This window comes from Paenibacillus shenyangensis, assembly GCF_000346635.1.
In the GTDB taxonomy this organism is placed as follows: domain Bacteria; phylum Bacillota; class Bacilli; order Paenibacillales; family Paenibacillaceae; genus Saccharibacillus; species Saccharibacillus dauci.
In genome coordinates this window covers 298,428-321,998 of sequence record NZ_AOIG01000002.1, presented here as the reverse complement: position 1 = coordinate 321,998, position 23,571 = coordinate 298,428, and the positions used below count along the sequence as shown (strand labels likewise).

General features: G+C 48.1%; 20 protein-coding genes and 1 pseudogene. 11 read left to right on the top strand and 10 right to left on the bottom strand.

All coding sequences use genetic code 11. The annotated features are described in order from the left end of the window. Positions 1-61: 61 nt before the first annotated feature. Positions 62-247 (bottom strand): CsbD family protein, encoded by a 186-nt coding sequence (locus H065_RS0101470; protein WP_017811228.1) that lies wholly within the window; start codon positions 245-247, stop codon positions 62-64. A gap of 198 nt (positions 248-445) precedes the next feature. Here H065_RS0101470 and H065_RS0101465 point away from each other — a divergent pair, with 198 nt between their 5' ends. From H065_RS0101465 to H065_RS0101450, 4 genes are all read left to right on the top strand, one after another. Next, positions 446-1,114, top strand: coding sequence for an HAD family hydrolase (locus tag H065_RS0101465; protein ID WP_017811227.1), 669 nt, complete (start codon positions 446-448; stop codon positions 1,112-1,114). Positions 1,115-1,215: 101 nt separating this feature from the next. Continuing rightward, positions 1,216-2,544, top strand: a complete 1,329-nt coding sequence (locus H065_RS0101460; protein WP_017811226.1) for a cryptochrome/photolyase family protein — start codon at positions 1,216-1,218, stop codon at positions 2,542-2,544. A gap of 233 nt (positions 2,545-2,777) precedes the next feature. After that, entirely contained in the window at positions 2,778-4,406 is a 1,629-nt protein-coding gene (locus H065_RS0101455) for an alkaline phosphatase (protein WP_026135977.1), read from the top strand. A 117-nt stretch (positions 4,407-4,523) separates the two neighbouring features. Next, positions 4,524-5,612, top strand: a complete 1,089-nt coding sequence (locus tag H065_RS0101450) for a DUF1835 domain-containing protein (RefSeq protein WP_017811224.1) — start codon at positions 4,524-4,526, stop codon at positions 5,610-5,612. 140 nt (positions 5,613-5,752) lie between these two features. On the opposite strand, the gene H065_RS0101445 is transcribed toward H065_RS0101450, so the two are convergent. Next, positions 5,753-6,097 (bottom strand): cupin domain-containing protein, encoded by a 345-nt coding sequence (locus H065_RS0101445; protein ID WP_017811223.1) that lies wholly within the window; start codon positions 6,095-6,097, stop codon positions 5,753-5,755. Between the two features lie 206 nt (positions 6,098-6,303). Between H065_RS0101445 and H065_RS0101440 the strand changes: the two genes are divergently transcribed. The 3 genes from H065_RS0101440 to H065_RS0101430 are packed head-to-tail and all read left to right on the top strand — an operon-like array spanning position 6,304 to position 9,009. After that, positions 6,304-6,555 (top strand): DUF1858 domain-containing protein, encoded by a 252-nt coding sequence (locus tag H065_RS0101440; protein WP_017811222.1) that lies wholly within the window; start codon positions 6,304-6,306, stop codon positions 6,553-6,555. After that, positions 6,552-7,910 (top strand): DUF438 domain-containing protein, encoded by a 1,359-nt coding sequence (locus H065_RS0101435; RefSeq protein ID WP_017811221.1) that lies wholly within the window; start codon positions 6,552-6,554, stop codon positions 7,908-7,910. The genes H065_RS0101440 and H065_RS0101435 overlap by 4 nt, the downstream gene beginning before the upstream one ends. Positions 7,911-7,965: 55 nt before the next feature. Then, positions 7,966-9,009 (top strand): DUF1835 domain-containing protein, encoded by a 1,044-nt coding sequence (locus tag H065_RS0101430; protein ID WP_017811220.1) that lies wholly within the window; start codon positions 7,966-7,968, stop codon positions 9,007-9,009. 447 nt (positions 9,010-9,456) lie between these two features. Here the strand turns inward: H065_RS0101430 and H065_RS0101425 are convergent, their stop codons facing one another. Further along, positions 9,457-10,302 (bottom strand): DUF72 domain-containing protein, encoded by an 846-nt coding sequence (locus tag H065_RS0101425; RefSeq protein WP_017811219.1) that lies wholly within the window; start codon positions 10,300-10,302, stop codon positions 9,457-9,459. 449 nt (positions 10,303-10,751) lie between these two features. Between H065_RS0101425 and H065_RS26775 the strand changes: the two genes are divergently transcribed. Together H065_RS26775 and H065_RS0101415 are read left to right on the top strand one after the other, a co-directional pair. After that, a complete protein-coding gene (locus tag H065_RS26775) occupies positions 10,752-14,396 on the top strand; it encodes an InlB B-repeat-containing protein (RefSeq protein ID WP_017811218.1) in 3,645 nt (1,214 codons plus the stop codon). Between the two features lie 166 nt (positions 14,397-14,562). Then, positions 14,563-15,159: a nitroreductase family protein gene (locus H065_RS0101415; protein ID WP_017811217.1), complete on the top strand. Its 597-nt coding sequence runs from the start codon at positions 14,563-14,565 to the stop codon at positions 15,157-15,159. 77 nt (positions 15,160-15,236) lie between these two features. Here the strand turns inward: H065_RS0101415 and H065_RS0101410 are convergent, their stop codons facing one another. The 6 genes and pseudogenes from H065_RS0101410 to H065_RS0101385 form a co-directional block, all read right to left on the bottom strand. Then, positions 15,237-16,181 carry a GNAT family N-acetyltransferase gene (locus H065_RS0101410; protein ID WP_017811216.1) on the bottom strand — a complete coding sequence of 315 codons (945 nt, stop codon included), beginning with the start codon at positions 16,179-16,181 and terminating at the stop codon, positions 15,237-15,239. A 177-nt stretch (positions 16,182-16,358) separates the two neighbouring features. Then, complete coding sequence (locus H065_RS0101405; RefSeq protein WP_017811215.1) at positions 16,359-17,447, bottom strand: DNA alkylation repair protein; 1,089 nt, start codon at positions 17,445-17,447, stop codon at positions 16,359-16,361. Positions 17,448-17,739: 292 nt separating this feature from the next. Then, positions 17,740-19,422: an alpha-amylase gene (locus H065_RS24950; protein ID WP_017811214.1), complete on the bottom strand. Its 1,683-nt coding sequence runs from the start codon at positions 19,420-19,422 to the stop codon at positions 17,740-17,742. A 240-nt stretch (positions 19,423-19,662) separates the two neighbouring features. Continuing rightward, a pseudogene (locus H065_RS24945) lies at positions 19,663-19,867 on the bottom strand (winged helix-turn-helix transcriptional regulator); the annotation flags it as partial. Positions 19,868-19,994: 127 nt separating this feature from the next. Continuing rightward, a complete protein-coding gene (locus H065_RS0101390) occupies positions 19,995-20,390 on the bottom strand; it encodes a rhodanese-like domain-containing protein (protein ID WP_017811213.1) in 396 nt (131 codons plus the stop codon). Between the two features lie 99 nt (positions 20,391-20,489). After that, entirely contained in the window at positions 20,490-20,984 is a 495-nt protein-coding gene (locus H065_RS0101385) for a glutathione peroxidase (RefSeq protein WP_017811212.1), read from the bottom strand. 214 nt (positions 20,985-21,198) lie between these two features. Here H065_RS0101385 and H065_RS0101380 point away from each other — a divergent pair, with 214 nt between their 5' ends. Then, positions 21,199-21,840 (top strand): pyroglutamyl-peptidase I, encoded by a 642-nt coding sequence (locus H065_RS0101380; RefSeq protein WP_017811211.1) that lies wholly within the window; start codon positions 21,199-21,201, stop codon positions 21,838-21,840. Between the two features lie 263 nt (positions 21,841-22,103). Continuing rightward, positions 22,104-22,958: an SDR family oxidoreductase gene (locus H065_RS0101375; RefSeq protein ID WP_017811210.1), complete on the top strand. Its 855-nt coding sequence runs from the start codon at positions 22,104-22,106 to the stop codon at positions 22,956-22,958. A 193-nt stretch (positions 22,959-23,151) separates the two neighbouring features. Here H065_RS0101375 and H065_RS0101370 read toward each other — a convergent pair whose 3' ends face one another. Further along, on the bottom strand, positions 23,152-23,487 hold the full coding sequence (locus H065_RS0101370) for a hypothetical protein (protein WP_017811209.1): 336 nt from the start codon (positions 23,485-23,487) through the stop codon (positions 23,152-23,154). Between the last annotated feature and the right edge of the window lie 84 nt (positions 23,488-23,571).

Below are 23,571 nucleotides of genomic sequence, written 5' to 3'. Positions count from 1 at the left end.
CATCTTGTAGGGTACAGTTTATTTAACGGATGTCCTCTTTTATTTATAGGCAGTAATTAAATTAGTGGCGATCTTTGGCTTCGCCGACACGTTGCTGGATTTCGCCTTTTGCTTTATCCAGTTTGCCTTCAGCCTGCAGGGAAGCATTGTCTGTAGCGTTACCGTATTGATCTTTGGCTTCGCCTTTTACTTTGGAGACTGCACCTTTGATTTTATCGCCCAGACCATTATCTTTATGATTATCCATAGTTAACATCTCCTGTTCTAATTGTAGGTTTTATGAAATATACATTTCCGGTAACATCGATTGAATACGACCGGGTATGTCATTTATTACCCCTCAGTCGCTTTATTTAAACAAGCAAGGAAAGTTGGTTGACATTCCGTAGGCTTCTCGCCACAATAAAAGCCAGCAGTCTAGCAGAGCAGGAGGGACAATATATAAATGAAAATTAAGGCAGTCATTTTTGATTTTGACGGATTGATTCTGGATACAGAGAGTGTATGGTTCGAATGTTATCAGGAAGTGTTGAGCCGCTATGAGATGGAGCTGACACTGGAGCGGTTTGCGCCAAGTATCGGGACACATGGTAATGATTTTATCGATTATGTGGAACAGACGATTGGCAAGCCGGGGATTGGACGGATAATTGATCAGGAAGTATCTGTACTGCATCAGCAAAAAATGCAGCTGATCGAAACGCGTGAAGGTGTAGCAGACTATCTGCATACGGCACGGGAGATGGGACTGCGGATCGGGCTTGCAACCAGTTCGAATCGTGCCTGGATTGAACGGTTTCTGGGTCGGCTGGGATTACGGGAGTATTTTGAAGCGATCAAGACGAGCGACGACGTATCTGCGGTCAAGCCTGACCCGGAGCTGTATTTGCGTGTTACCGATGAGCTGGGAGTGAAGCCGGAAGAAGCACTTGCTTTTGAAGATTCGCTTAATGGATTGCGCGCTGCCAAGGCTGCCGGACTGCACTGTACGATTGTACCCAATCCGGTCACGTCTCTGCTGCCATTTGAACATCATGATCTGCGTCTGGATTCGATGGCGGAGATGCCGCTTGGAGCTGTTCTGGAGCGGATCATCATCCAGGGCAGACTATAGACAGGATGATAGAGATCATTATGCAATGACGTTTAATCGATAAGGAAACAGGCAAATATTCATGGAGAACGAGTATATAGTGAACCGGGAGGAAGCGTATTTTGAAATTATTTATTCACCGTAAAGATCTGCGTATTCATGATCTTGTCGGATTCGATTATCTGCATGAAGCCCAGGCTGAAAGTATTCATTTGCTCATTCTCGATCCATTTCTGCTGCGCGGAGGAAGGGAACAGGAACATAGCGGACGGAATTTCCTGCAACATGTGCGGCGCTTGAAGCAGCTGTATGAACAGCAGGGGCATCAGCTGCATATCGCCTACGGAGAGCCCGAACAGGTACTGGATTATATACTGGAGCAGCAGTCGATCGACGAAGTAGTGGCTCATCGGGACTTCACGCCATACGCGAGAGAGCGTGATCGCAAGCTTCGCCAGATTGCTGACAAGCATGGAGCGGCATTTACCCTGCTGGTAGATCATATGATGATTCACGTGGAACATTTTGCCGAATTTACGGGAAAAGAAGGATATTATAAGGTATTTGCACCTTTCCACCGGAAATGGCTGGACTTTCTGGCACAGTATCCGAATCCGGCTTCTTCCATTCCTATTCAGCAGCTGAATCTGTCCCGGCAAGCTATCGATTGGCCGGAGCGTTTTCAGCCCCCGTTTGAGCTGGGCGATTACAGACCGGCAGACGAGCCGACGCCGCTGCTGCAGCATTTTCTGGCAGAGCAGATCGCAGATTATGGCGAAGAACGTGATTATTATGCGATTGATCCATCCAGTGGACTGAATCCGCATGTGGTGCTGGGTGCTGTCTCGGTACGGGAGATGTATGACCGGGCATCACTGGAGCAGGGGAGCGAAGAATGGATTCGCCAGATTGCTTTTCGCGATTTCTATCTGTATCAGGCGATCTATGATGAAGATTATTTCCGGTATGAAAAGCGGTATGATCTGTCTGCGCTGGATGATCGCCATTTTGAAGCCTGGTACAAAGGAGAGACCGGCATTCCGGTCATCGATGCTTCCATGCGCCAGTTGAACGAGACAGGGCGTATGCACAATCGTCTGCGAATCCTTTCGGCCATGTTCCTGACCAAAAATCTGCAGTGTCCGTTCACATTGGGCGAGCAGTATTTCCGACGCAAGTTGCTGGATTACGATAATATTATCAATCGGGGCAATTGGATGTGGTGCGCTTCACTGGGTGCCAATTCGGCGCCCTATTTCCGGGTCGTGAATCCGGTCACCCAATCTGCCAAATATGATCCAGAGGGCGATTATCTGCGCCAATGGCTGCCGGAGCTGAAAGATTTATCGATCAAGGAGATTCATCAGCCTCGTCCGGATGCGATCGTGGATCTGAAGCGCTCACGGGCAGCAGCGATCGAGACATACAAGGGAATTGTTCAGTCTTTGTAAAAATGAACGTAATTCATATGAATAATCTGCTATAAAGAGGCGTTTTTGTTAACTTCTGGTTAACAATTCGCTTCTTTTTTTACATTATGCAGGGTTTAACATGTACATTCCACTGATTATTGGTTGTTACAATCAACTCGTTTGATACATACATCGGCATTGAACAATGACCGCTAATCATGAGGAGATGATCATTAATGTTAAACAATATCCGGGAAAAAGGTCTGCGCAAAATGGTATCACCTGTAGGTGCTGGTGTACTGACGGCTGCGATGCTGCTCGGCACACTGCCAGCAGGAACAGGAGAAGCTGCAGCCAAGGAACAGCCGGAGATCAAAGCCAAAAATGTGATTATGCTGATCCCTGACGGTATGAGCATGGATGGCACTACGCTGGCACGTTGGTATAATGGCGGCGAAGCACTGGCACTCGACGAGATGGCGAGCGGTCTGGTACGTACCTACTCCGCTGATGCAGCGATTGCCGATTCCGCACCGGCAGGTACGGCGTTTGCAACAGGTTACAAATCCCATACCGGCTATGTAGGTGTACTGCCGGATCAGAATACGATGCCGGGTCTGCCTGCACTGGCACCGGGTGATGCCAAGAAACCGATAGCGAATGTACTGGAAGCAGCCAAACTGGCCAACAAATCGACAGGCATTATCGCCACTTCCGAGATTATGCATGCGACACCGGCAGACTTTAGCGCCCATTATCCGGATCGCAGTAACTACGATGCACTGAGCGAGCAGCAGGTATACGCAGGTATCGACGTTGTACTGGGCGGCGGTGCGCAGTACTTTACCCCGGAAGGTCGCAAGGATGGCGAGAACCTGCTGAATGTCATTCATACGCAGGGTTATAACGTAGTAACGAACACAGCCGAGCTGCAAGCTGCGCATACCGGCAAAGTATGGGGCATGTTCGCAGACAAAGCGATGGATTATGATATGGACCGTAACCCTGTCGAACAGCCAAGTATTGCAGAGATGACAGCCAAAGCCATAGATCTGCTGTCCGAGAACGAAGATGGATTCTTCCTGATGGTGGAAGGCAGCAAAGTGGACTGGGCTGCGCATGCCAATGATCCGGTCGGTATTATTAGTGATGTGAATGCATTTGACGACGCGGTAGCGGAAGCACTCAAATTCGCCAAGGAAGACCAGAATACACTCGTCATTGCGACAACGGATCATGGTAATGGCGGTCTGACGATCGGTGACCGTGAGACGACAAGCACATACGACGAGCTGCCATTGTCCACATTTATCGATCCACTGAAAAAAGCAAAAGTGACCGGTGAAGGTCTGGAGAAAAAGCTGAACAGTGACCGCAGCAATATTACAGAAGTAATGAACGAGTTCTTTGGCATTACAGATCTGACAGCAGAAGAAACAGCAGCGATCCGTGGAGCCAAAGCAGGCAGCATGAACTCCGTTGTCGGGCCGATGATCAGCAAGCGTGCACATATCGGTTGGACCAGTGGCGGCCATACCGGTGGTGAAGTCGTACTGTACTCGTACGCACCAGGCGGCAAGCAGCTGACTGGCGTTGTGGAAAATACAGATATCGCCCGTTACATGGAGTCGGCGATGGGACTGGATCTGAGTAGCGTAACCAACCGTCTGTTCGTTCCTGCAGAAGAAGGCTTCGCTGCTCGCGGCGCCACCGTAACATGGGATAACAGTGATGAGAAAAATCCGGTTATCGTAGTAACCAAAGGCACCGATACCCTGCGTCTGCCAGTGTACAAAAACACAGCCGATTTGAACGGTAAAATCGTACGTTTGGAAGGTAATATTATCTTTAATGGAGAAAAAGCCTTCGTACCTCAGCAGGCTATTGACCTGATTTCGTAAGATTGGTTATCTCAGTTAGAATACAGGTTTGAAATGGAATTGTTTTACAGGCTGCTTCCCGCTGAGCTATGCTTAATGGGAAGCAGCCTTATTTTTGCAGAAAGGAAGATGTTTTATATGGAAATGGAAGATATACTACGGATCAAAAAAGCAATCATACTATTAAGTCCTTCAGAACGGGATCATTATTTGCAACGCTTTTTGGTACAGTCCTATCGTTTGCAACATATGAATCCTACCGGATCAACAGCAGATCTGCTGGAAGATTATTTAAGTCTGTATAAAGAATTGCTGCAGCGCAGTGAACCGGAAGAATTATATGGAATTCATCCTTCCTGTACACATGTTCATATCGTGTTCGGTGATAGCGTTTATGGTGTTATGAAAATGGTGCTTGAATCAAATGGGTTGTTCGCAAAACAGAAAATAATAGTTTTACATGAAAATTATGCAATCGGTCCTCTTTGTCTAAATACGAGAGAGGGCAGATTTCAGCGAAGTACTTGGTTTAAACACCATATTGCAGAAGCAGAGAATCTCGACAGCGACGAGTCGGATATAGAACAGGCCTACCTGGAACTTCTGGATCAGGTCGCAAGTATAACACCAGAGGCACAAGTTATCATCTGGGCAGATGATAATGAAGTGGAGGAGATTGGCTTGCGCCACGCTGTTTATCTATTGAAAGATCTACCTAATCAGATAGTATGGTGCAATCCCTGTGTCCAAGCAGAAAACCTATACACACTGGATCACCCTGAAAGTATGTGTAAATACCGTCACTCAGGCGAAATTGGAGTACGGGCAATGGAATATGTGCTGCATCATATGGAACATGCAGTTGTGCTCAGTAGCGAATACCGGCAGCAGTTAGCCGCAGAATGGACCGAACTATCCAGTCATTCAAGTGTACTTCGTATTCTGGAAAAGGGGCGGATTGTGCATGTATCTCCTGATTATTTTGATTATGAAATCCTTAGACGACTAGATGCAGTAAGCACCTATACAGATAGTGAGGGATATGAATTCTGCAGGGCAACACGTATAGTCGGTGAAGTCCTCGGGCATTCGGATCATGTGATCGGAGATTACTATTACGAATATCGCCTCAGGGAAATGATCTATAGTGGCATATTGGAAATTCAAGGCATACCGGCAGCTATGAGATATTATAGTGTGCGAAGAAAATCAAAGAGTCTTATATAAAATGAGCCTTTACATAATAAAAGACGCAATCTACATATTCCTAGATAAATGGAAATAGGTAGATTGCGTCTTTTTTGTATACGTATATATCTTCAGATCCAATAAGATTCCAATGGTGTATTCTAATCTAATTTACGCGTTTATCCCAGATTCTGCGCATATTCCGGGTTGGGAATGTTCACCAGCGTCACATACAGACTGGATCGTTCTGCCTCCCGGCTGCGATATGACATTAGCTCATCACCTTGTACATGAACCACATCGCCTGCGGATACGGCAGTCTCGTTACCATCGCAATCGAAAATTCCTTTTCCTTCGCTTACGAGAATATAGACATCAGCTCCCGGATGGCGGTGGGCAGGAAGCTGTTGACCGGGTTCAAAATTCAACGTAAATACGATACTTCCCGGCTGCTTGAATACAATACGTTTGGTAAAGCGCTCGTTCTCATAAGCTTGAAATTGATTCAATAATTGATGTTCCATGGTTATCGATCCTCTCGTCTCGTTTATCGGAAGTGGGAATGAATAGTATATAGGGTCAGGTTGGTGGTTCTGTTTTTATTATAGAATGCCGACGAAACCTACTTAGTGATTACAATCACTAAGTCCACTCTACCCACATGATATCGTACAGATACAAGCATATGGCGTTTCGAACTGCATATGCCTTAGCGAAAGGGGATAGCCCTATGAGCCAAATGATTGCTATGAATCTTCCTATTGCCGAACTGGCAGCCCGGGACCCGCATATCATTACGATCATGCAGGAAATTGGCTTTACGGATATTACGCGGCCGGGTATGCTGCAGACTGCCGGACGCCTGATGACACTGGAAAAAGGTGCAGCCCTGAAACGAATCAGTCATGAACAGATGCGTCAGGTGTTTGCACAGCATGGATATACCCTATGCGTGCCCAATAAGGGAGGAAATGAACAATGAGCGAGTTAATTAACAACCGTGAAGTAAGAGGACAGCATGAAGGCGATCTTTCTGCTGAACATATATTAAATGCCCAGCGCCAGACGGTGCTTAAACAGCTGATCAAGGAACTGCATGATGGTCAAAGTGTACATGACGTAAAAGAGCGTTTTCGTGAAGCTGTAGGTCATATCTCTGTCGCCGAAATTTCACAGCTGGAGCAGGCGCTGATGGAAGAGGAAGGAATTCCGGTCAGTGAAGTGCAGCGGCTATGCAGCGTACATGCCGAGATGTTCAAAGGTTCTATCGATGATATTCATCGACCTGCTGCCGGTGCACCGGAAGAGCAGCCCGGTCATCCGGTACACACTTTTAAAATGGAAAATCGGGCGATTGAGCGTCTGGTACAGTTCACCCTGTCCCTGCATATGGATCGCTTCCGCCGCGAACCTGATGAAGCCCAGCGCATCCAGCTGCTGGAGGACATGAGTCTGCTGTACGATGTGGACAAGCACTACAGTCGCAAGGAAAATCTGTTGTTTCCGTTTCTGGAAAAGTACGGTATTCATGGACCAACCCAGGTCATGTGGGGCGTGGACGACGGTATCCGGCTCGGAATCAAGGAGATCAAAGCTCTGCTGACAGGGTACCGCACAGATGCTGCAGAGTCTACGATTCGATCCGTTTCTGCCGATGATCTGCTGGGACTGATGGAGCGGGTGCTCCAGGAAGTGACAGACATGATCTTCAAGGAAGAACATATCCTGCTACCGATGGCACTGGAGACACTGACCGAAGATGAATGGCTACAGATCGCCCGGGAAAGTGCCGAAATCGGTTATTGTCTCGTTTCTCCCGAACAGGAGTGGATTCCCAAACGTGCTCCCGAGCCGGGAATGAAACATCCTTCCGCTGCACCGGAAGCAGCAACAGATTCAGCATTAGAAGAAGGCAGTCTGCCGCCGCTGCAGGATGGTCTGGTTCGTATGGGAACCGGTATTCTGTCGATTCATCAGCTGGAGACGATGCTTAATCATCTGCCGGTAGATCTGACCTTTATCGATGAGAATGATGTGGTACGTTACTTTTCACATGGTAAAGAACGCATTTTCGCTCGTACCCGTGCGGTTATCGGACGTACTGTCCAGAACTGTCATCCGCCGCAAAGCGTGCATGTCGTCAATGAACTGCTGGCCGACTTCAAGGCTGGACGCAAAGACGACGAAGATTTCTGGATTCCACTCAAGGACAAGTTTGTATATATTCGCTACTTTGCGGTTCGCGATGCAGAAGGGACGTATATGGGCACCCTGGAATTCACACAGAATATCAAGCCGATTCAGGAACTGACCGGTCAGAAGCGTATTTTGTCCTGATCCTATAAGGTTTGTTACAATGGGAAAAACACTCGTAGCAGGGAGGTTATTCCATTTGCACAGACAGGATGTACTTGTTATTCAACAGGCTGTACAAAGTTTGGAAAATGAACAAGCCCGGCATTATCTGACTACCTTGCTGATCGGGATCAGACAGCAGCAGGAAGAGTCGAAAGAGTCTGCTGTATCCGACGTGTATGAAGAGATTCTCGGTATTCAGGAAAGAATGGAACTCTGGAAGCCGGACGCTTCCTGTACTCATGTCCATATTGTATGTGGCGATTCTCTCGGCGGCAGTATGAAGGCTGCCCTAATCAATGAAAACCTATCTGCTTCGCACAAGCTGATTGTACTGACTGAGAACTATGCAGTTGGACCGATCTACCATCTGGACGAAGAAGAAGGACGATCTGCACGCAGTAAATGGTTCAGGGATAATATAGCTGGTTGTGTCCATTATGGCGAACAGCTGGAAGAGCATTACACCGATCTGCTGGCAGCAATGGCGCTGATCCCCGAGCAAGCTCATATTATCGTGTGGGCAGATGATAATGTCTGTGAACAGATTGGTATGAGACATGCCCTCTACCTGCTGCGTAGCAGATCCAATCCTGTATCGGTATATGATGCCTGTGCAATCTGCGAGGAATTATATAACACAGAAGACAGGATACAGCATTATCATCATTCCGGAGAGATTCCTGTGAACAAACTGCAGCAGGCTCTGCAAAGTATAGACGCGGATTATTCACTGGATGCACGTCAGCGCCAGCAACTATCGAATGAATGGCAGCAGCTCACCCAGCAAAGCGGCGCGCTGCGCATATGGGACACCGACCATGTGCAAGAAGTATCGGTCGATTATCATGATGCTTATTTGCTGGAAAAGCTGGATCGATTACAGTCTCTGACTGCCCGAAAAGAAGGCTTTCTGATCGCACCGAGGCTGATCGCCGAAGCTATGGCATACAGTGAACAATTCACAGGTGATGCCTTTTGGGAATACCGACTGAGGGAACTGATATATCAGGGCATTCTTGAAATTAAAGGAGTGCCTTGTAGTATGAGACACTATAGCATCAGACGCAAACGAACATGATAAGCGCAAAAAAGATATCATCCTTCACGATCAAAAAACACGCAATAACGTTACAGGCTGAATAATACAGTTGTAGCGTTATTGCGTGTTTTTGAATTTATTTATCCACAGGCTATCCCCAACTAATTAATCTCACCGAGACGGCAGACGTTATAACAAAATAAAACAATCATACAAAATGAATAAATATACACAAATGAATAATAATGTGTACTCTTACAGATAAATGATTTATGTGAATTCAGATAGAAGCAGGTTGTAGGTATCAGATATGGCAAAAACAAGTGAGGAAGGCCGTCTGTGTAGTGTTCAATATACAGCAAAAAACAGCCGCTTCGTAAGGTGAAGTCAGCTGTTTTCTGTGAATTATAACAATAGTAAAAGGGCGGCAGACATATCGGTTGTTCATTTGCTACCGCTGGCTACTGTGTGAAGGTGCAGTGTGGATCAGATGCTGCTGATATCATGTTTGTCGGATAATGCATCCTTGTCGGCGAGCATGGCGATCAGCTCTTTGGCATTTGGCGTAGCATCACCGGCAGAGTTATTGTTGAACACGATATAGATATGATCGGTCTGTTCCTGCAGCTGCAGCAGACGGTCACGCCACTCGGTCAATTCTTCGGTATTGTAGTTGTACAGATAGCGCAGCTTGCGCCAGTCGGGATGACTACTTTTATGCCAGCCGTCTACATTACGTCCGTGCATACGCACATAGGTCGCCTGACGAGAAGTGGCAGCGGTAATAATTGGGATAGAGCCCATTCCGGCCTGCGGTTCATCTACGATGGTATGAATCCAGCCTTCCTTGCGCATAAATTCCAGCGTACGCTCGCGGAATTCCGGCATATACCAGGTCTGGTTGCGGAATTCGAGAGCACACGGGATATCCTTCATCAGCTCGCGCGTCTCGCGCAGCGTCTCCACATTGTCCCGATTGCAGTCAAACCATGGCGGATACTGGAACAGCGCCATCCTCAGCTTGCCTGCATCAATCGCCGGCTTCAGGGATACATGGAACGCCTCGAACATTTCTTCCTTCGTATCAAAATAATTCTTTTTGCCACGCAGATGCCCGGTCATTCCCTGATATGCCTTGAAAATAAAACCAAAATCATCTGGTGTCTGCTCCACCCATTTGGTTACATTTTTGACTGGCTGGACGGCATAGAATGAACTGTCTATTTCAACAATCGGAAAATGCTGGCTATAGGTAGGCAGCCGCTCGGGTGCTTTTATTTTGCCATATAACTCGGGATGATCCCCGAATCCGGTTAATCCAACTTCGATCATGGCGGTTGACCTCCTTTCCTGCATGGGGCAGGGGATAGATATAACGAAAATCGCTTGTAGATCCTGCGGTTCAATACAGATTATTAAACGAATCCAGATCCCGCTTAAACAGATGTCCGGTACTGCTTGTCCAGCCTGCTTACTAGTCCATAGCGCATCAGTCAGTACAGAGCGTTACGATCAGACGGGAATACTAATCATCCACCCGGCAAAGAAAGAAAGTTCTCTTCATATTATGTGAGCATTATCCATATTTGTTACATCATATAGAAAGAAAAAGCAGATTAACAAAAATATTAGCAAATCAAAATTAAAATATATTCTCTTTCGGTAAACCATCGTTTACACTGAGAGCATCATAGAGGCGTACTCGTCCAGGATTAGAGGAAGCACAGCATTAGTACGTAATGAAATGATGAATACAATTAGAGAAAACAGGGGATGAACGAATGAGTAAACAAAAGCTTGGTGTGCTGGGCAAGATATGGATGGTGATGGTACTGCTGATCTGTTCGGTAGGTGTGTTGAATCAGCCCGCACTGATCCGGCAGGTATCTGCAGGAGGGATAGAGCCATATCTGGGTGAAATTCAGCTATTTCCTTACCCGTCAGCACCACGGGGATGGGTATCTGCTGCGGGACAACAGCTGTCGATCTCATCCAATACGGCATTATTTTCACTACTGGGTAACAACTTTGGTGGTGATGGAAAAACGACATTTGCACTGCCGGATCTACGTGCCAAGGCGCCTGGCGGAATGAGCTACTACATAGCGCTACAGGGCATCTTTCCGAACAGGGATGGAAGTGCAGGTGGTAACGGAAATGCGATGCTAAGTGAAATTCGTCTATTCCCGTATACGTTTGCTCCTTCCGGTTGGTTGACTGCCAATGGGCAGACATTGTCTATTACAGAGTATTCTGCACTGTACAGCAAATTGGGTACGAATTTTGGCGGAAATGGAACGACTACTTTTCGTCTGCCGACTCTCGCGGACCCTCAGGAAAATGTGCACTATCTGATATCTAACGATCTTTCCAACTATAATCAGGTGACCGATACAGAGTATCTGGGAGCGATAATCTCGTTTGCGCAGCCGGTATCCGTCACCCGGCTGGTGGAAGCCAGTGGAGCTTCGCTGCCGATAAATCAAAATCAGGCACTATTTAGCCTGCTCGGTAACCGATTTGGCGGAAATAACGTGACTACCTTTAATCTGCCGAATCTGAATGCCAATCAGACGACATTAAAGTACTACACAACGATTAATGGTATATATCCTTCACTGGACCCCAATCTGCCGATGGCAAATAATGATCAATATAACGTTCGAAAAAATGGAGTATTGATTGCTGCGGGCACCGGAGTGCTTTTCAATGATATGAATGCATCCACGGCAAATCTGGTAGTGTCACCTGCCCATGGAACCTTGGATTTTCATACGGATGGTAGTTTTCAATATATGCCAGCCAAATCATATACGGGTACAGACGTCTTCACTTATGAAGCTGTCAATGGCAGCGGTACCTCAGCGGCAAATGTAACGATTACCGTAGAGGAAACCGAACCGCCGGTAGTCGGTGGTGTGCAGGATATGGAAGTATACAATACATCTGTTACGCCTGTATTTACGAATGCGACAGCCTTGCTGAATGGTCAGCCGTACACCAGTGGAACAGCGGTTACAGCAGAGGGCCTCTATGTGCTGAGGGTCACGAACAGCTTTGGTGCAATATTTTTTCAGTTCACGATTGACCGGACGGCACCGGTAGTCACAGGTGTTACGTATGGTCAGTTGTATTCGTCGAGTCCGGTGATTACTTTTAATGAAGGCACAGCTACACTGGATGGCAGTGCATTTGCCAGTGGGTCTGCGGTTACGGAAGAAGGAGAGCACCAGCTCATTGTGACGGACAGTGCAGGCAATACCAGCAAGGTTACCTTTAGTGTGTATTTCCCGCGCACTGTTGCTTTTGATAGCCAAGGAGGAACCCTGGTAGCAGATCAGCGTGTGAACTACGGCACTTATGCAGTCCAACCTTCCGCGCCGACCCGTACCGGCTATAGCTTTGGCGGTTGGTATATCGATCAGGAAGGGGAAACACCGTTTGATTTTGGTGCAGTGGCGATCAAGGCGGACAAGACATTGTACGCCAAATGGATATTGAATGCCTACACAGTAAACTTTGATTCCAGTGAAGGTACCTCTGTAGACAGCCAGCATGTGGGGTATGGTAAAACAGTAGCGAAGCCTGCTGATCCAACCCGTACCGGTTATCATTTTGCTGGCTGGTATACGGATGCTTCACGGACGATACCATTTGTTTTTGGCAGCACGGTCGTGACTGGCGATTTGACGTTGTATGCTGACTGGATATTGAACAGTTATACAGTAAGCTTTGACACCTATGGAGGTTCGGTGGTTGCCGACTTGGCTGTCCGTCATGGAAGCAGTGTAATCCGACCGGCTGATCCGGTGAAAAATGGCTATACTTTTGCTGGCTGGTATACAGATGCCGCGCGGACGGTACCGTTTGCTTTTGGCAATGCGGTCGTGACTGGCGATGTGACCTTATATGCTGCTTGGACTACAAACAGCTACACAGTGAGTTTTGATACGTATAACGGTTCTGCCGTGCCGGATCTGTCTGTCGATTATGGAGACAAGGCAGTCCAGCCTGCTGCGCCTTCTCGCACGGGCTATCTGTTTGCCGGCTGGTATACGGATCGTTCGTATAATACACCGTTTGATTTTAACCATACGGCGATTACCGGCAATCTGACCCTGTATGCCAAATGGGTAACCGAGGCGTATACGGTCACATTCAATACTTATGGCGGGACAGAAGTACCTCCTATATTCGTGGAATATGAAGGGACTGTAACAGAGCCTGTCCAGCCTACGAGAGATGGGTACAGTTTTGACGGATGGTATACCGACGGTACATTATCCCGGCAGTTTGAGTTTGGTACAACACCGGTAACGAGAGATTTGACCTTGTATGCCGGCTGGACAATAAAGCCGGTACCTATCGACAACAAAGACGATAATAATAAACGTTCCCGCGATACGGTGTCGACAATTATCTCTAACGGCGGCAGTTTGATTATTCCGATTGGGCGTTCAGGGCAGCTGAACACTACAGGCATCAGCCTGTTTATTCCGGCCAATGCAGCCTCTGAAGAACTAAGAATATCGATGAGTCGTCTAACAGACAAGGATACGCAGCAGATGTGGACGAATGGGGCTCGCCCGGTGAGTCCGGTGTATGAGCTGCTCAAGAACGTTTCCCGCAACTTTGATCTTCCGGTGACGCTGACACTGACTTTTGATCCGGCGGAATTAACGGGGAATCAGACACCAGGTATCTATTACCTGAATGAAAGCACAGGCAGCTGGGTACAGGTTGAAGGAAGTCGTGTCGACGGCAATCAGATCACGGCGCAGGTGAATCATTTTACCAAATTCGCTGTGTTGGCAGCAGGCGGGTCGCCGAATAGTAACGTATCGGATACTCCGCCAGCGGCTGAGCCGGAAGTAGACAAGAATGTTGCATCCTTTAGCGATATTGAGGGACACTGGGCAGCAGAGAGTATTCGCCAGGCTGTGGATGCAGGTATTGTCAAAGGCTATGCCGATGGCACATTCAAGCCGGGACAGGCAGTGACACGCGCCGAATTTACACTTATGTTGCTGCAGGCGATGGGATTGCCGGGCAATGGAACTCCGCTTGCTTTTACCGATAAAGAAAAGATCGGTGCATGGGCCCAGCCAGCGATTGCAGAAGCGGTACGACAGGGTTGGATTCACGGTAATGCGGATGGTTCTTTCCGTCCGAATGACCAGATTACACGCGCTGAAATGGCTGTGATGGCAGCAGCAGCACTGCACAGTAACACTTTAGCCAATCCAAAAACTACCTTTGTGGATGATAAAAAGATTCCGGTATGGGCGCATGGTGCAGTAGCAGCCATGCAGCAGGCAGGCATCCTGAGCGGCAAATCGGCGAATACATTTGACCCTGCCGGTCAGACAACACGTGCCGAAGCAGTCAAAGTGATCATGATGATCCAAGCTATGCGAAACAGCTAGGATTGCTGATACGTTCTTACCAGCAGCAGACACATGCCATGCAGCGGCATGTGTCTGTTTGCGTAATAATTCTTTAATTTGGTAAGTGGCTGATATTTCTTCTGTCTGACTGGTTAAGTATGAAGAGGGAACAATATCCACCCACATATGAAGGAGGATGATTTGCATGACAGACATACTTAACGCTATCAAGAACAGAAGAAGCATCTATGGAATCAGCAAAGAGGCCGTAACATCCGACGAACGCATTCAGGAAATCGTGGAGCAGGTAGTACTGCATACGCCGTCTGCCTTTAACTCCCAGAGTGCCCGGGTGATGATCCTGCTGGGTGAAAAGCATGACCAGCTGTGGGATTTCACGACGAATATTCTTAAGGAAATTGTTCCGGCTGACCGATTCGAGCCGACCCAACAGAAAATGGACAGTTTCAAAGCCGGTTATGGTACAATCCTGTTCTTCGAGGATGAGTCCGTGATTCGTGGTATGCAGGAGCAGTTCCAGGCGTATCAGGATAACTTCCCGGTCTGGTCCCAACAGTCCTCGGGGATGCACCAGTATCTAGTCTGGACACTGCTGGAAGCGGAAGGCTACGGCGCGTCGCTGCAGCATTATAACCCGCTGATTGATGAGAAAATCAAAGCAGAGTGGGATATTCCGGAGAACTGGAAGCTGATCGCTCAAATGCCATTTGGCAAACCGACAGCTCCGGCAGGAGACAAGGAATTCAAACCGCTGGAAGAACGGATTAGAGTACTGAAATAACGAATAATTGTATACGAATAGATATTGAAAAAGCAGGCACCTGTAAAAGAGGTGCCTACTTTTTGGTACAATCAGAACTACTCGAATCGGGATGGAGTGGGTGCCTGCTGTTTTTTGTAGGTTGCCAGCAGTTCGCTAACAGAGATGCCATCGATAGTCATTCCCTCAATATTGCTGTTAACGATCGCTACATTGCGCAGGTTGGAGTCTGCTATTGTACTGTTGGCAAGATCACATCTTTCCATGACTACCGGCAAGGAGGAATGGTCTGTCTCCAGACTGGTGTCATGAATATAGGCACCGGCCAGATTGACATGACAGATTTCAGTCTGGCTCATATTGGAGTCTCCGAATACGGAATGGCTTAAATTCACATTGGTGAATCGATTATAGCTGGAATTGCTGTTCTGAAATAAGGTATGGCTCATATTCAAGTTTGTAAATTTGGCCTCTTGCAGGTTTACATCGTGAAAGTCGGTATTATGTAAGTTGCAATCACGGAAATTGTGACTACCAAGATTCCTGCTGCGTGTATAGTATGCAGCTTCTTCCTCTTCTCCAGGTATGTTTTTGAAATAATAACGCTCTTTATCATCCTGTCCTGCCAGCTGATAGCCCATCTTTTCATAGAAGTGATGATTACGCGGACTATTCTGATCTGTATCCAGCGTCCATAACCGGACCTGGGGATAGAGGGCTTCTATACTGGAAATAACAGCAGACCCGATGCCTTTATTCTGCTGAGAAGGGTCAATATACAGCCGGTCTATACGAGCATGCTCTCTGCCAGTGTAGGAAATAAGAACAACGCCTACAAGACTATGCTGAACCATGATTTTGAAATAGCTGTCATTCCATAGGTGGTATTGGTGCATGTCGACAGAGTCAAAGCCGGGAATATAAGGACCCGATCCTTCGGTATACCATCTGCGTCGTTCCTCTTGTTCCACTGTAACCATCAAATCCCTAATGGCAGCAGCATCTGCTGCATCGGCTCTGACTAATTCCACCTGTATTTTCATATCCTGTGCCTCCTCGTATTCAATTGAAAGCCCTGCAGCAGGTATAGCCGAAAGCATCTCATGTGGAGTGCGATCCCTATCCTCGATATGCGGTAGGCTATCCTTTTTAACTGCATGATTTTATGCCGGGCTGGTAAGAGTGTAATGCTTCTAGCTCTCATCCACAAGTTCCGGTTATTAACTACCCGGCGTCGTCAGTATAAAGGAAATATCGCCCTGTTTCTCGCCATTCACATACAGCCGGATATGATGAACGCCAGGATAATACACGCGTGTGGTAATCAGCTTGAACGAATGCTTTTTGCGCATCAAATGCTGTCCCGGAGCGAACTCGCGGGATACCCAGCGAAAGCGTTTGGCGGCGTGGCGTCCGTTGGCCTTCATTAGATCCACTTCGTAGTCAATCCGCAGATTCTGCGCAGACACTGCCTCGTTGAATAGGGTAAAGGAAAGTTCAATATCGTCACCGATCGCCACCTCCGGCACACTCACGGCAAAATCAGCGACCCGTACCTGTTCATTCGGCAGATAACCAAACAGATCCATTACTTCCGGATGATCCTGCTTGAGCAGGGTGCGGCATCCATGACGGATAATCCAGTCGGTATGCGGATGCTGACCATGCCATTCGCGGGCAATCGCCGCAATCCGGTCGGGATGATCCTTGGCAATATCGTTCAGATGATTGGCTACACTTTTGCGTACGTAGAGAGAAGGATCTCTTTTCAGCTTCTCAAGTACATGCAGCGTAGGCTCGGGATCGTGAATAAACATCTTCAGCTGAAACGACCATGGCAGACGCGGCCGAAAACCTTCGCTGGCAAGGCGGCGGACATGTTCATTGTCATGATCGGCCCAGCGGTCCATCTGCTCCAGCATCTGCCCGGGATTCTGCAGAATAAAGGGGCGTACCGCGAACTCTGCACTGGAATAGCGGGTGAGCTGCTCCAATGCCTGCATGGACAGTTCTACCTGTTCCAATCCGTTCAGCTCTACATAATCCGGGAAAAATAAATATTCTATACCTGTGCAATCCGGCGCCATCTCGATCAGCAGGGATGCAGCCTGATCATAGGGCAGGGACAGAGCAGCAGTCAGTGCTTCGCTGATCCGCCGAATACGTTGCTTGAACGCAAGCTCTTCCCAGTCTGCCGTATGAATATGCTGATAGAAGGTCAGCGGTTCAAAATGGGCGGTATGAAGCTGAATTTTATCCGAGAATTGTTGCAAAAAAGTATCGTTATACAGATCTTTGAATGTCTCCATCCCATCACCTCACTAGTCATAGTCGCTATTTGTATCGGGTATTGATGCTCCGTATTCATATGTAGAGAAAATGAGCAATACACTGTTACCAACATACCATAATTGAACATCCAAAATCTTGCGTTTGTATTCGCTTGGAACATGCCAAACAGCCGAAAATCCTTTCTTTAGGCGAAGGATTTTCGGCTGTTTTCCAAACGACAGAAGCAGCCTGGTAGACGGTTTATTTTATTATGCTTTTCAGCTGGGAAATATAGCGTTTGGGGCTATCTCGCTTGTTATAACTCCTATTTTAAGACGGACTTGGGTTCGCCTCGTCCGGATTTTGCTCTTCGGACTCGTCTTCCGACTCCTCTGCAGAATCTTCGGTGTCAGCCACTTCTTCCGCCTGGGAAGCAGGATCATGCTCGGCTGGCTCGATATTGAGCAGGTCGGAACCTTCTTCCAGCACACCGCTTTCCGGAATCGCGAGGCATGGCGCTGTCGCATAGTAGTCTTCTACTTGATCCTCAGTCAGATCGTTCTCCGGCAGAGTCCACACGGATACGCTGCCGCCATTCACCGGGAAGTTGGCCCAGCCATCTTCCTCGATCTGTACATGATGCTGACGATTGCGAGTCAGGTCGATCCAGATCTCGCCGGCACGTTCTTCACCAACGAACATCCGTTTCTCGCCTTCTTCGCCATTAGTCATTACGACTGCACAGCCAGAACGCTCGATCTCGCTGCTACCTCGGCGTACCCAGCCGATGGTGTTCGGATGATCAAAGTAATCTTCCTGCTCACCATAGGATTTGTGATAGCGGGCATAGAGCAGGCAGTCCAGCATTTCCTTTTTGCCTGGAACCGGATTCTCGCCGCCAATACCGAAATAGTCGCCATAGAATACACATGGATAGCCTTCCTGGCGCAGCAAAATAAGCGAGTATGCCAGCGGTTTGAACCAGTCTTCGATCCAGGACTCCAACGCTTCATTCGGCTGGGAATCATGATTATCGACAAACGTCACGGCATGGGTCGGGTGAGTCTGTACGAGCGTATCATTGAAAATCGTCGACAGATCGAACGAATTGCCCGATGTGGAAGCGGCATGCAGTTTGTAATGCAGGGACACGTCGAACAGATCAATCTGGTAATCGACCGTATCGAGGAATTCCTGACAGGCAGCCAGCTCCGGATTCCAGAACTCGCCGACTATGTAAAAGTCCTGTCCACGCTTGCTGATCATCTCACCGACAAAGTTACGGATAAATTCGTAGTTGATATGTTTGATCGCATCCAGACGGAATCCGTCGCAGCGGGTCGTATCGATCATCCATTTGCCCCAGTTGACCATCTCGTCGCGCACTTCCGGCATATTGTAGTCGATATTCGCGAACATGAGGTAATCGTAGTTGCCAAATTCGTTATCGACATTCTCGTTCCACTGTTTGTCTCCGTCAGCGATGCGGTAAATGCCTGTCCGCCCCTCACGGTTATCATAGTCGGTTCCATTAAAATGATGATGATCCCACTTCATGGTAGAGTACGTATCACCGCGTCCGGGAAAAGTGAACTTGGTCCAGCCTTCAATCTCAAAAGGTTCAGAGATGACCTCTGTCCGATTGTTAGGATCGACCTCGACCACTTGAAAGACTTCCGTCTCATCCGCACCCGCCTTGTGGTTCATCACCAGGTCGATATACACGTTCATGCCAAGCCGATGACAGACAGCAATAGCATCCAGCAGTTCCTTTTTGGTACCGTACTTGGTGCCAACAGCGCCTTTTTGATCAAACTCGCCGAGATCATACAAATCGTAGATGCCATAACCGGTATCTTGCGGCGTATGTCCTTTGGTAACCGGCGGAATCCATAGCGTTCCGATTCCAGCCTGCTTCAGCTCGGGAGCAATGTCCTGCAGCCTCTTCCAATGCGAACCATCCGCTTCGACATGCCACTCAAAAAATTGCATCATTGTTACATTGCGATTCATGTATACATCCCCTTTATTCCTCTATTCAAGCGGACGATCTGCCGACCAGGCAAGAGAAAGAGAGCGAATGACTCTCATAGCGCAGATCTGTCGTAGATGGCGTACGGCTGTGAGAAACATTACCCATTTAGTTATCAGGGCTAAACATATAACAGTAGTTTGATATTAAATTCTGTTAACGGGGAGAAGATGCAACAAAAACAGCAGTTTAACCGGCCTCTGATCGGTTATTTTTACACTTCAAGATGTAGTGTTGAGATACGTATCTTCGAGCACATCAACCGTGTCTCCGTATTCGCGGATAATATGAACTTTGCCCCATGCACAGAGGGAATCCAGAATCGGCTGTAGACTCCAGCCATATTCGGCCAGCTCATATTCTACTTTGGGGGGTGTAGGTGATCCGGTTGATGATGCCATCTTCCTCGAGTTTCCACCGCTGCTGGATCATATCAATTTCTAAAATTATCCTTATTCCAAAAAAAACAAAAAATCCCCTGCAGTCGTGTTCTGCAAGGGGACTTATATCTATTGGGGTTAAAGGGAGTGCCGAAATGCAGTACGTAAGGGGTTTACGCTTCTTCTACATCAAAGCCGGCTTGTTTCCATGCTGCTGTACCGCCATCGATGTAAGCTACATCGGTGAAGCCCATCAGCTTCAGTGCGTAAGCGCCCAGTGCAGCTTGGCCACCTGCACCGCAGGTTACGAGAACCGGACGGCTGCGATCGCTCAGGCGCTCATCGCGCAGCTCGGCAGGTACACCCAGATCCGCACGGATTGGCAGCATGCCCAGGGAGATGTTTACGCCGCTCGGGATCAGACCGCAGGCACCGGCATCTGCCGCATCCTGTACGTCAATAACGAGTGTGTTCGGATTGCTGTTGATTTTCTCGCGTGCTTCCTGGGAAGTCACACCGGAAACGTTGTTACGAGCTTGTGTAACCATATCTGTAAATGTTAATGCCATGATTCATCATCCTCCTGAATTGGAATATAAGTATAAAATACCGACTATGTGACGGTGATGTTCAACCAAGTATATTTACCCAGAAATGGAAAGAATACGTCAGGAAATGGCTTCGCCAGCCAGTACTTTTTGAATATCGGCTTCAATCTCGGCAGGGTCCAGACGGGAAGGGTACTGTTTCACTACATTGCCGCTTGGATCTACGAGGAATTTGGCAAAATTCCACTCGATATCACCGGTGCGTGATGGTTCGGGTGCAGCGTCTACGAGATGACGGTACAATGGATGGGCGTTTTCACCTTTGACATCCACTTTGGCGAACAAAGGGAAGCTGACGCTGTAATTCACCTGGCAGAAATCTTTGATTTCCTCTTCGGTGCCCGGCTCCTGTCCCATAAACTGGTTGCATGGGAAGCCCAGTACTTCCAATCCGGAATCCTTGTACGTATCGTATAGCTTTTGTAATCCTTCATACTGGGGAGTCAGACCACAGCCGCTGGCTGTATTCACAATCAGCAGTGCCTTGCCCTGGTAATCCGACAATGGCTTTTCTTGCTTATCAATCGTTGCAGCAGAATAATCATATACCGACATTATTTCATCTCCCTGCAATTTTTATTTTGCAAAATTATATTTTATCAAACATATTATAATTATAACGCAATACGACGCAAAGTCAAATAGAAGATCGACCTCATTGAGAACAAATAACGTGCCTTTGTCACCAAAACGGCTGGGAAAAAGAGGAATATCGGCCTGTTAATGCGAATTAGTGATGATCCGTACGTATGACAAGGGAGGCTACACGATGAAAATACTGGTATCCGGATTTGAGCCGTTTGGCGGACATACGATTAACCCGACTGAATATTTGCTGGAAGTGATCGCTGATCATAACTGGTCTGATCTGACACTGGAGCTGCGCACGCATTATGACGAGTGTGTAGAATTGCTGATTCAGGCCGTTGAGGAATTTCAGCCGGATGCGGTTATTGCCTGTGGCTTGGCAGAGGGACGCACTGCTGTCAGTCTGGAACGAATCGCTGTTAATATCAAAAGTGTAGAACCAAGTGCCAGCTATGCGGATAATCGCAATGCCCGTCCGCAGGATGTACCGATTCATGAAGGAGGAAAGGATGGATTGTTCGCGACCCTGCCGATCCGACGCATCACTGAACGTCTGGTAGAGAACGGCATACCGGCGGAGATTTCCAATACAGCCGGCACCTTTATTTGCAACAATACAATGTATGGCATTCTCGATTATGTGCAGCAGCAGCGTTCCGAAGTACTGGCTGGATTTGTTCATTTCCCGGCATCGACCGAGATGGCGCTGCACAAGCCATCCTTGCCGTCTCTTCCGATTAGCCTGATGTCACGGGCTTTGCAGCTGATTATCCGGACAACTGTGGAGCAGCTGCAGACCGATTCCGCTTCGACGCCAAGATAGACAGGCGATAGAACAGCTGAGAAATCTGGTATGATGCGGATTCATAACGATTAATAGATGCTGTGCCAGCATTACTTTTGTACGGATTCAGATCCCGTATCCAATACGATATATCTTCGACTATTCACAAAAGAATACTACACCAAGACAGTCATTCTGCAGAGGATGGCTGTCTTGCTGCTGCCGATACAGATTGACATTGCCACCGACTGTAACTATACTGGTTACAACAGACAACGTTAATCAATTTAGGAGGAATAACAATGACTATTCTAGTAACAGGTGCAACCGGTAAACTGGGTTCCAAAATCGTTGAAAAGCTGCTGCAGACCGTCCCTGCCAGCGAACTGGCTGTGAGTGTACGCAATCCTGCCAAAGCCGAGCATCTGCGCACACTGGGTGTCGATGTGCGTCATGGTGATTTTGATCAGCCAGCTACGCTGGATCAGGCATTTGCCGGAGTAGATCGTCTATTGATCATTTCGGCAGATGGGGATAACGAGACGCGTATCCGTCAGCACAACGATGCAGTCGCAGCGGCAGCTCGTGCAAAAGTGGGCTTTATTGCGTATACGAGTGTAACCAATGCCCAAGAGAGCAGCTTGATGCTGGCGCCAGTACACCAAGCGACAGAGCAAGCGATTCTGGCAACAGGGATTCCGTATTCCTTCCTGCGCAACAACTGGTATCTGGAAAATGAATTATCTACTGTGCAGGCGGTACAGACGGGTGCTCCATGGGTGACTTCAGCCGGTTCCGGCAAAGTAGGCTGGGCTACGCAGGATGATTATGCTACTGCTGCCGCAGCAGTACTTCCAGCCGGACACGAGAATACCACGTATGAACTGTCCGGACCGCTGCTCACACAGGATGAGCTGGCTGCTGCCGTCGGCACAGTACTCGGCAAAGAAGTTACCGTGCAGCATGTGGATGATAATACGTATGCCGATATAATGAAAAACGCTGGTCTGCCGGAATTCCTGCTGCCCATGCTGGTTGGCATTCAGCAGGGAATTCGTGAAGGACAGCTGGAGACGGATCACAGCGACTTTGAACAGCTGCTTGGTCGTCCGGTAACTCCGGCAGTCGAAGCACTGCGTCAGCTGATAGGGAAGTAAACCCTGCAGCTATTGATACCCCGATAGATGGTACCCATCTAAAGGTAATTGTAGATAGATAAGATAAAAGCCGCACCGTATCACCGGATTGTATTTCTACCGGTAACAGGTGCGGCTTTTATTTATGACTATCGTCTATAGGAGTGTTCGTCAAAAGGATGAACCTAACAGCATCGCTTGAGCTGCTCGGTTCTTATCCGGAAGAAGAACGAGCTCCGCGGCGACTGGCAATCAGACGCATTGTCCAGGCAATAATGACCCAGAGCAGACTGATTGCCATTAATGGAAACATCATCAGCAGCGGGATATCGATAATGGCGCCAATCGGATCAGGATAGAGGATCTGGGAGATCCAGCCGGGCAGAATGGACGCAAGAGCGAGTGTAAACAGAACGCCGCTCCCGATCCATGCCCCGCGGGACCAGCGAAGCGCAACCAGTGCAAGCAGCAGCAGTACAATTAGCTCCAGCAGCCAGATAACGCGGAACAATGGATCAGAAAACGCGGTTGACGGATTAATCAGCCACATCTGCTGCACCTCCCTCCAGGTAATATCCACCGACTGTACACCATATCATCAACAGCATCGCAGGCAGAGTACGTGATTAGCAGA

Coding starts and splice junctions, on each gene's coding strand:
- H065_RS0101470 (WP_017811228.1), bottom strand. CDS start 247: ATGGATAATCATAAAGATAATGGTCTGGGCGATAAAATCAAAGGTGCA.
- H065_RS0101465 (WP_017811227.1), top strand. CDS start 446: ATGAAAATTAAGGCAGTCATTTTTGATTTTGACGGATTGATTCTGGAT.
- H065_RS0101455 (WP_026135977.1), top strand. CDS start 2,778: ATGGTATCACCTGTAGGTGCTGGTGTACTGACGGCTGCGATGCTGCTC.
- H065_RS0101450 (WP_017811224.1), top strand. CDS start 4,524: ATGGAAATGGAAGATATACTACGGATCAAAAAAGCAATCATACTATTA.
- H065_RS0101445 (WP_017811223.1), bottom strand. CDS start 6,097: ATGGAACATCAATTATTGAATCAATTTCAAGCTTATGAGAACGAGCGC.
- H065_RS0101440 (WP_017811222.1), top strand. CDS start 6,304: ATGAGCCAAATGATTGCTATGAATCTTCCTATTGCCGAACTGGCAGCC.
- H065_RS0101435 (WP_017811221.1), top strand. CDS start 6,552: ATGAGCGAGTTAATTAACAACCGTGAAGTAAGAGGACAGCATGAAGGC.
- H065_RS0101425 (WP_017811219.1), bottom strand. CDS start 10,302: ATGATCGAAGTTGGATTAACCGGATTCGGGGATCATCCCGAGTTATAT.
- H065_RS26775 (WP_017811218.1), top strand. CDS start 10,752: ATGAGTAAACAAAAGCTTGGTGTGCTGGGCAAGATATGGATGGTGATG.
- H065_RS0101415 (WP_017811217.1), top strand. CDS start 14,563: ATGACAGACATACTTAACGCTATCAAGAACAGAAGAAGCATCTATGGA.
- H065_RS0101410 (WP_017811216.1), bottom strand. CDS start 16,181: ATGAAAATACAGGTGGAATTAGTCAGAGCCGATGCAGCAGATGCTGCT.
- H065_RS0101405 (WP_017811215.1), bottom strand. CDS start 17,447: ATGGAGACATTCAAAGATCTGTATAACGATACTTTTTTGCAACAATTC.
- H065_RS24950 (WP_017811214.1), bottom strand. CDS start 19,422: ATGAATCGCAATGTAACAATGATGCAATTTTTTGAGTGGCATGTCGAA.
- H065_RS0101390 (WP_017811213.1), bottom strand. CDS start 20,390: ATGGCATTAACATTTACAGATATGGTTACACAAGCTCGTAACAACGTT.
- H065_RS0101385 (WP_017811212.1), bottom strand. CDS start 20,984: ATGTCGGTATATGATTATTCTGCTGCAACGATTGATAAGCAAGAAAAG.
- H065_RS0101380 (WP_017811211.1), top strand. CDS start 21,199: ATGAAAATACTGGTATCCGGATTTGAGCCGTTTGGCGGACATACGATT.
- H065_RS0101375 (WP_017811210.1), top strand. CDS start 22,104: ATGACTATTCTAGTAACAGGTGCAACCGGTAAACTGGGTTCCAAAATC.
- H065_RS0101370 (WP_017811209.1), bottom strand. CDS start 23,487: ATGTGGCTGATTAATCCGTCAACCGCGTTTTCTGATCCATTGTTCCGC.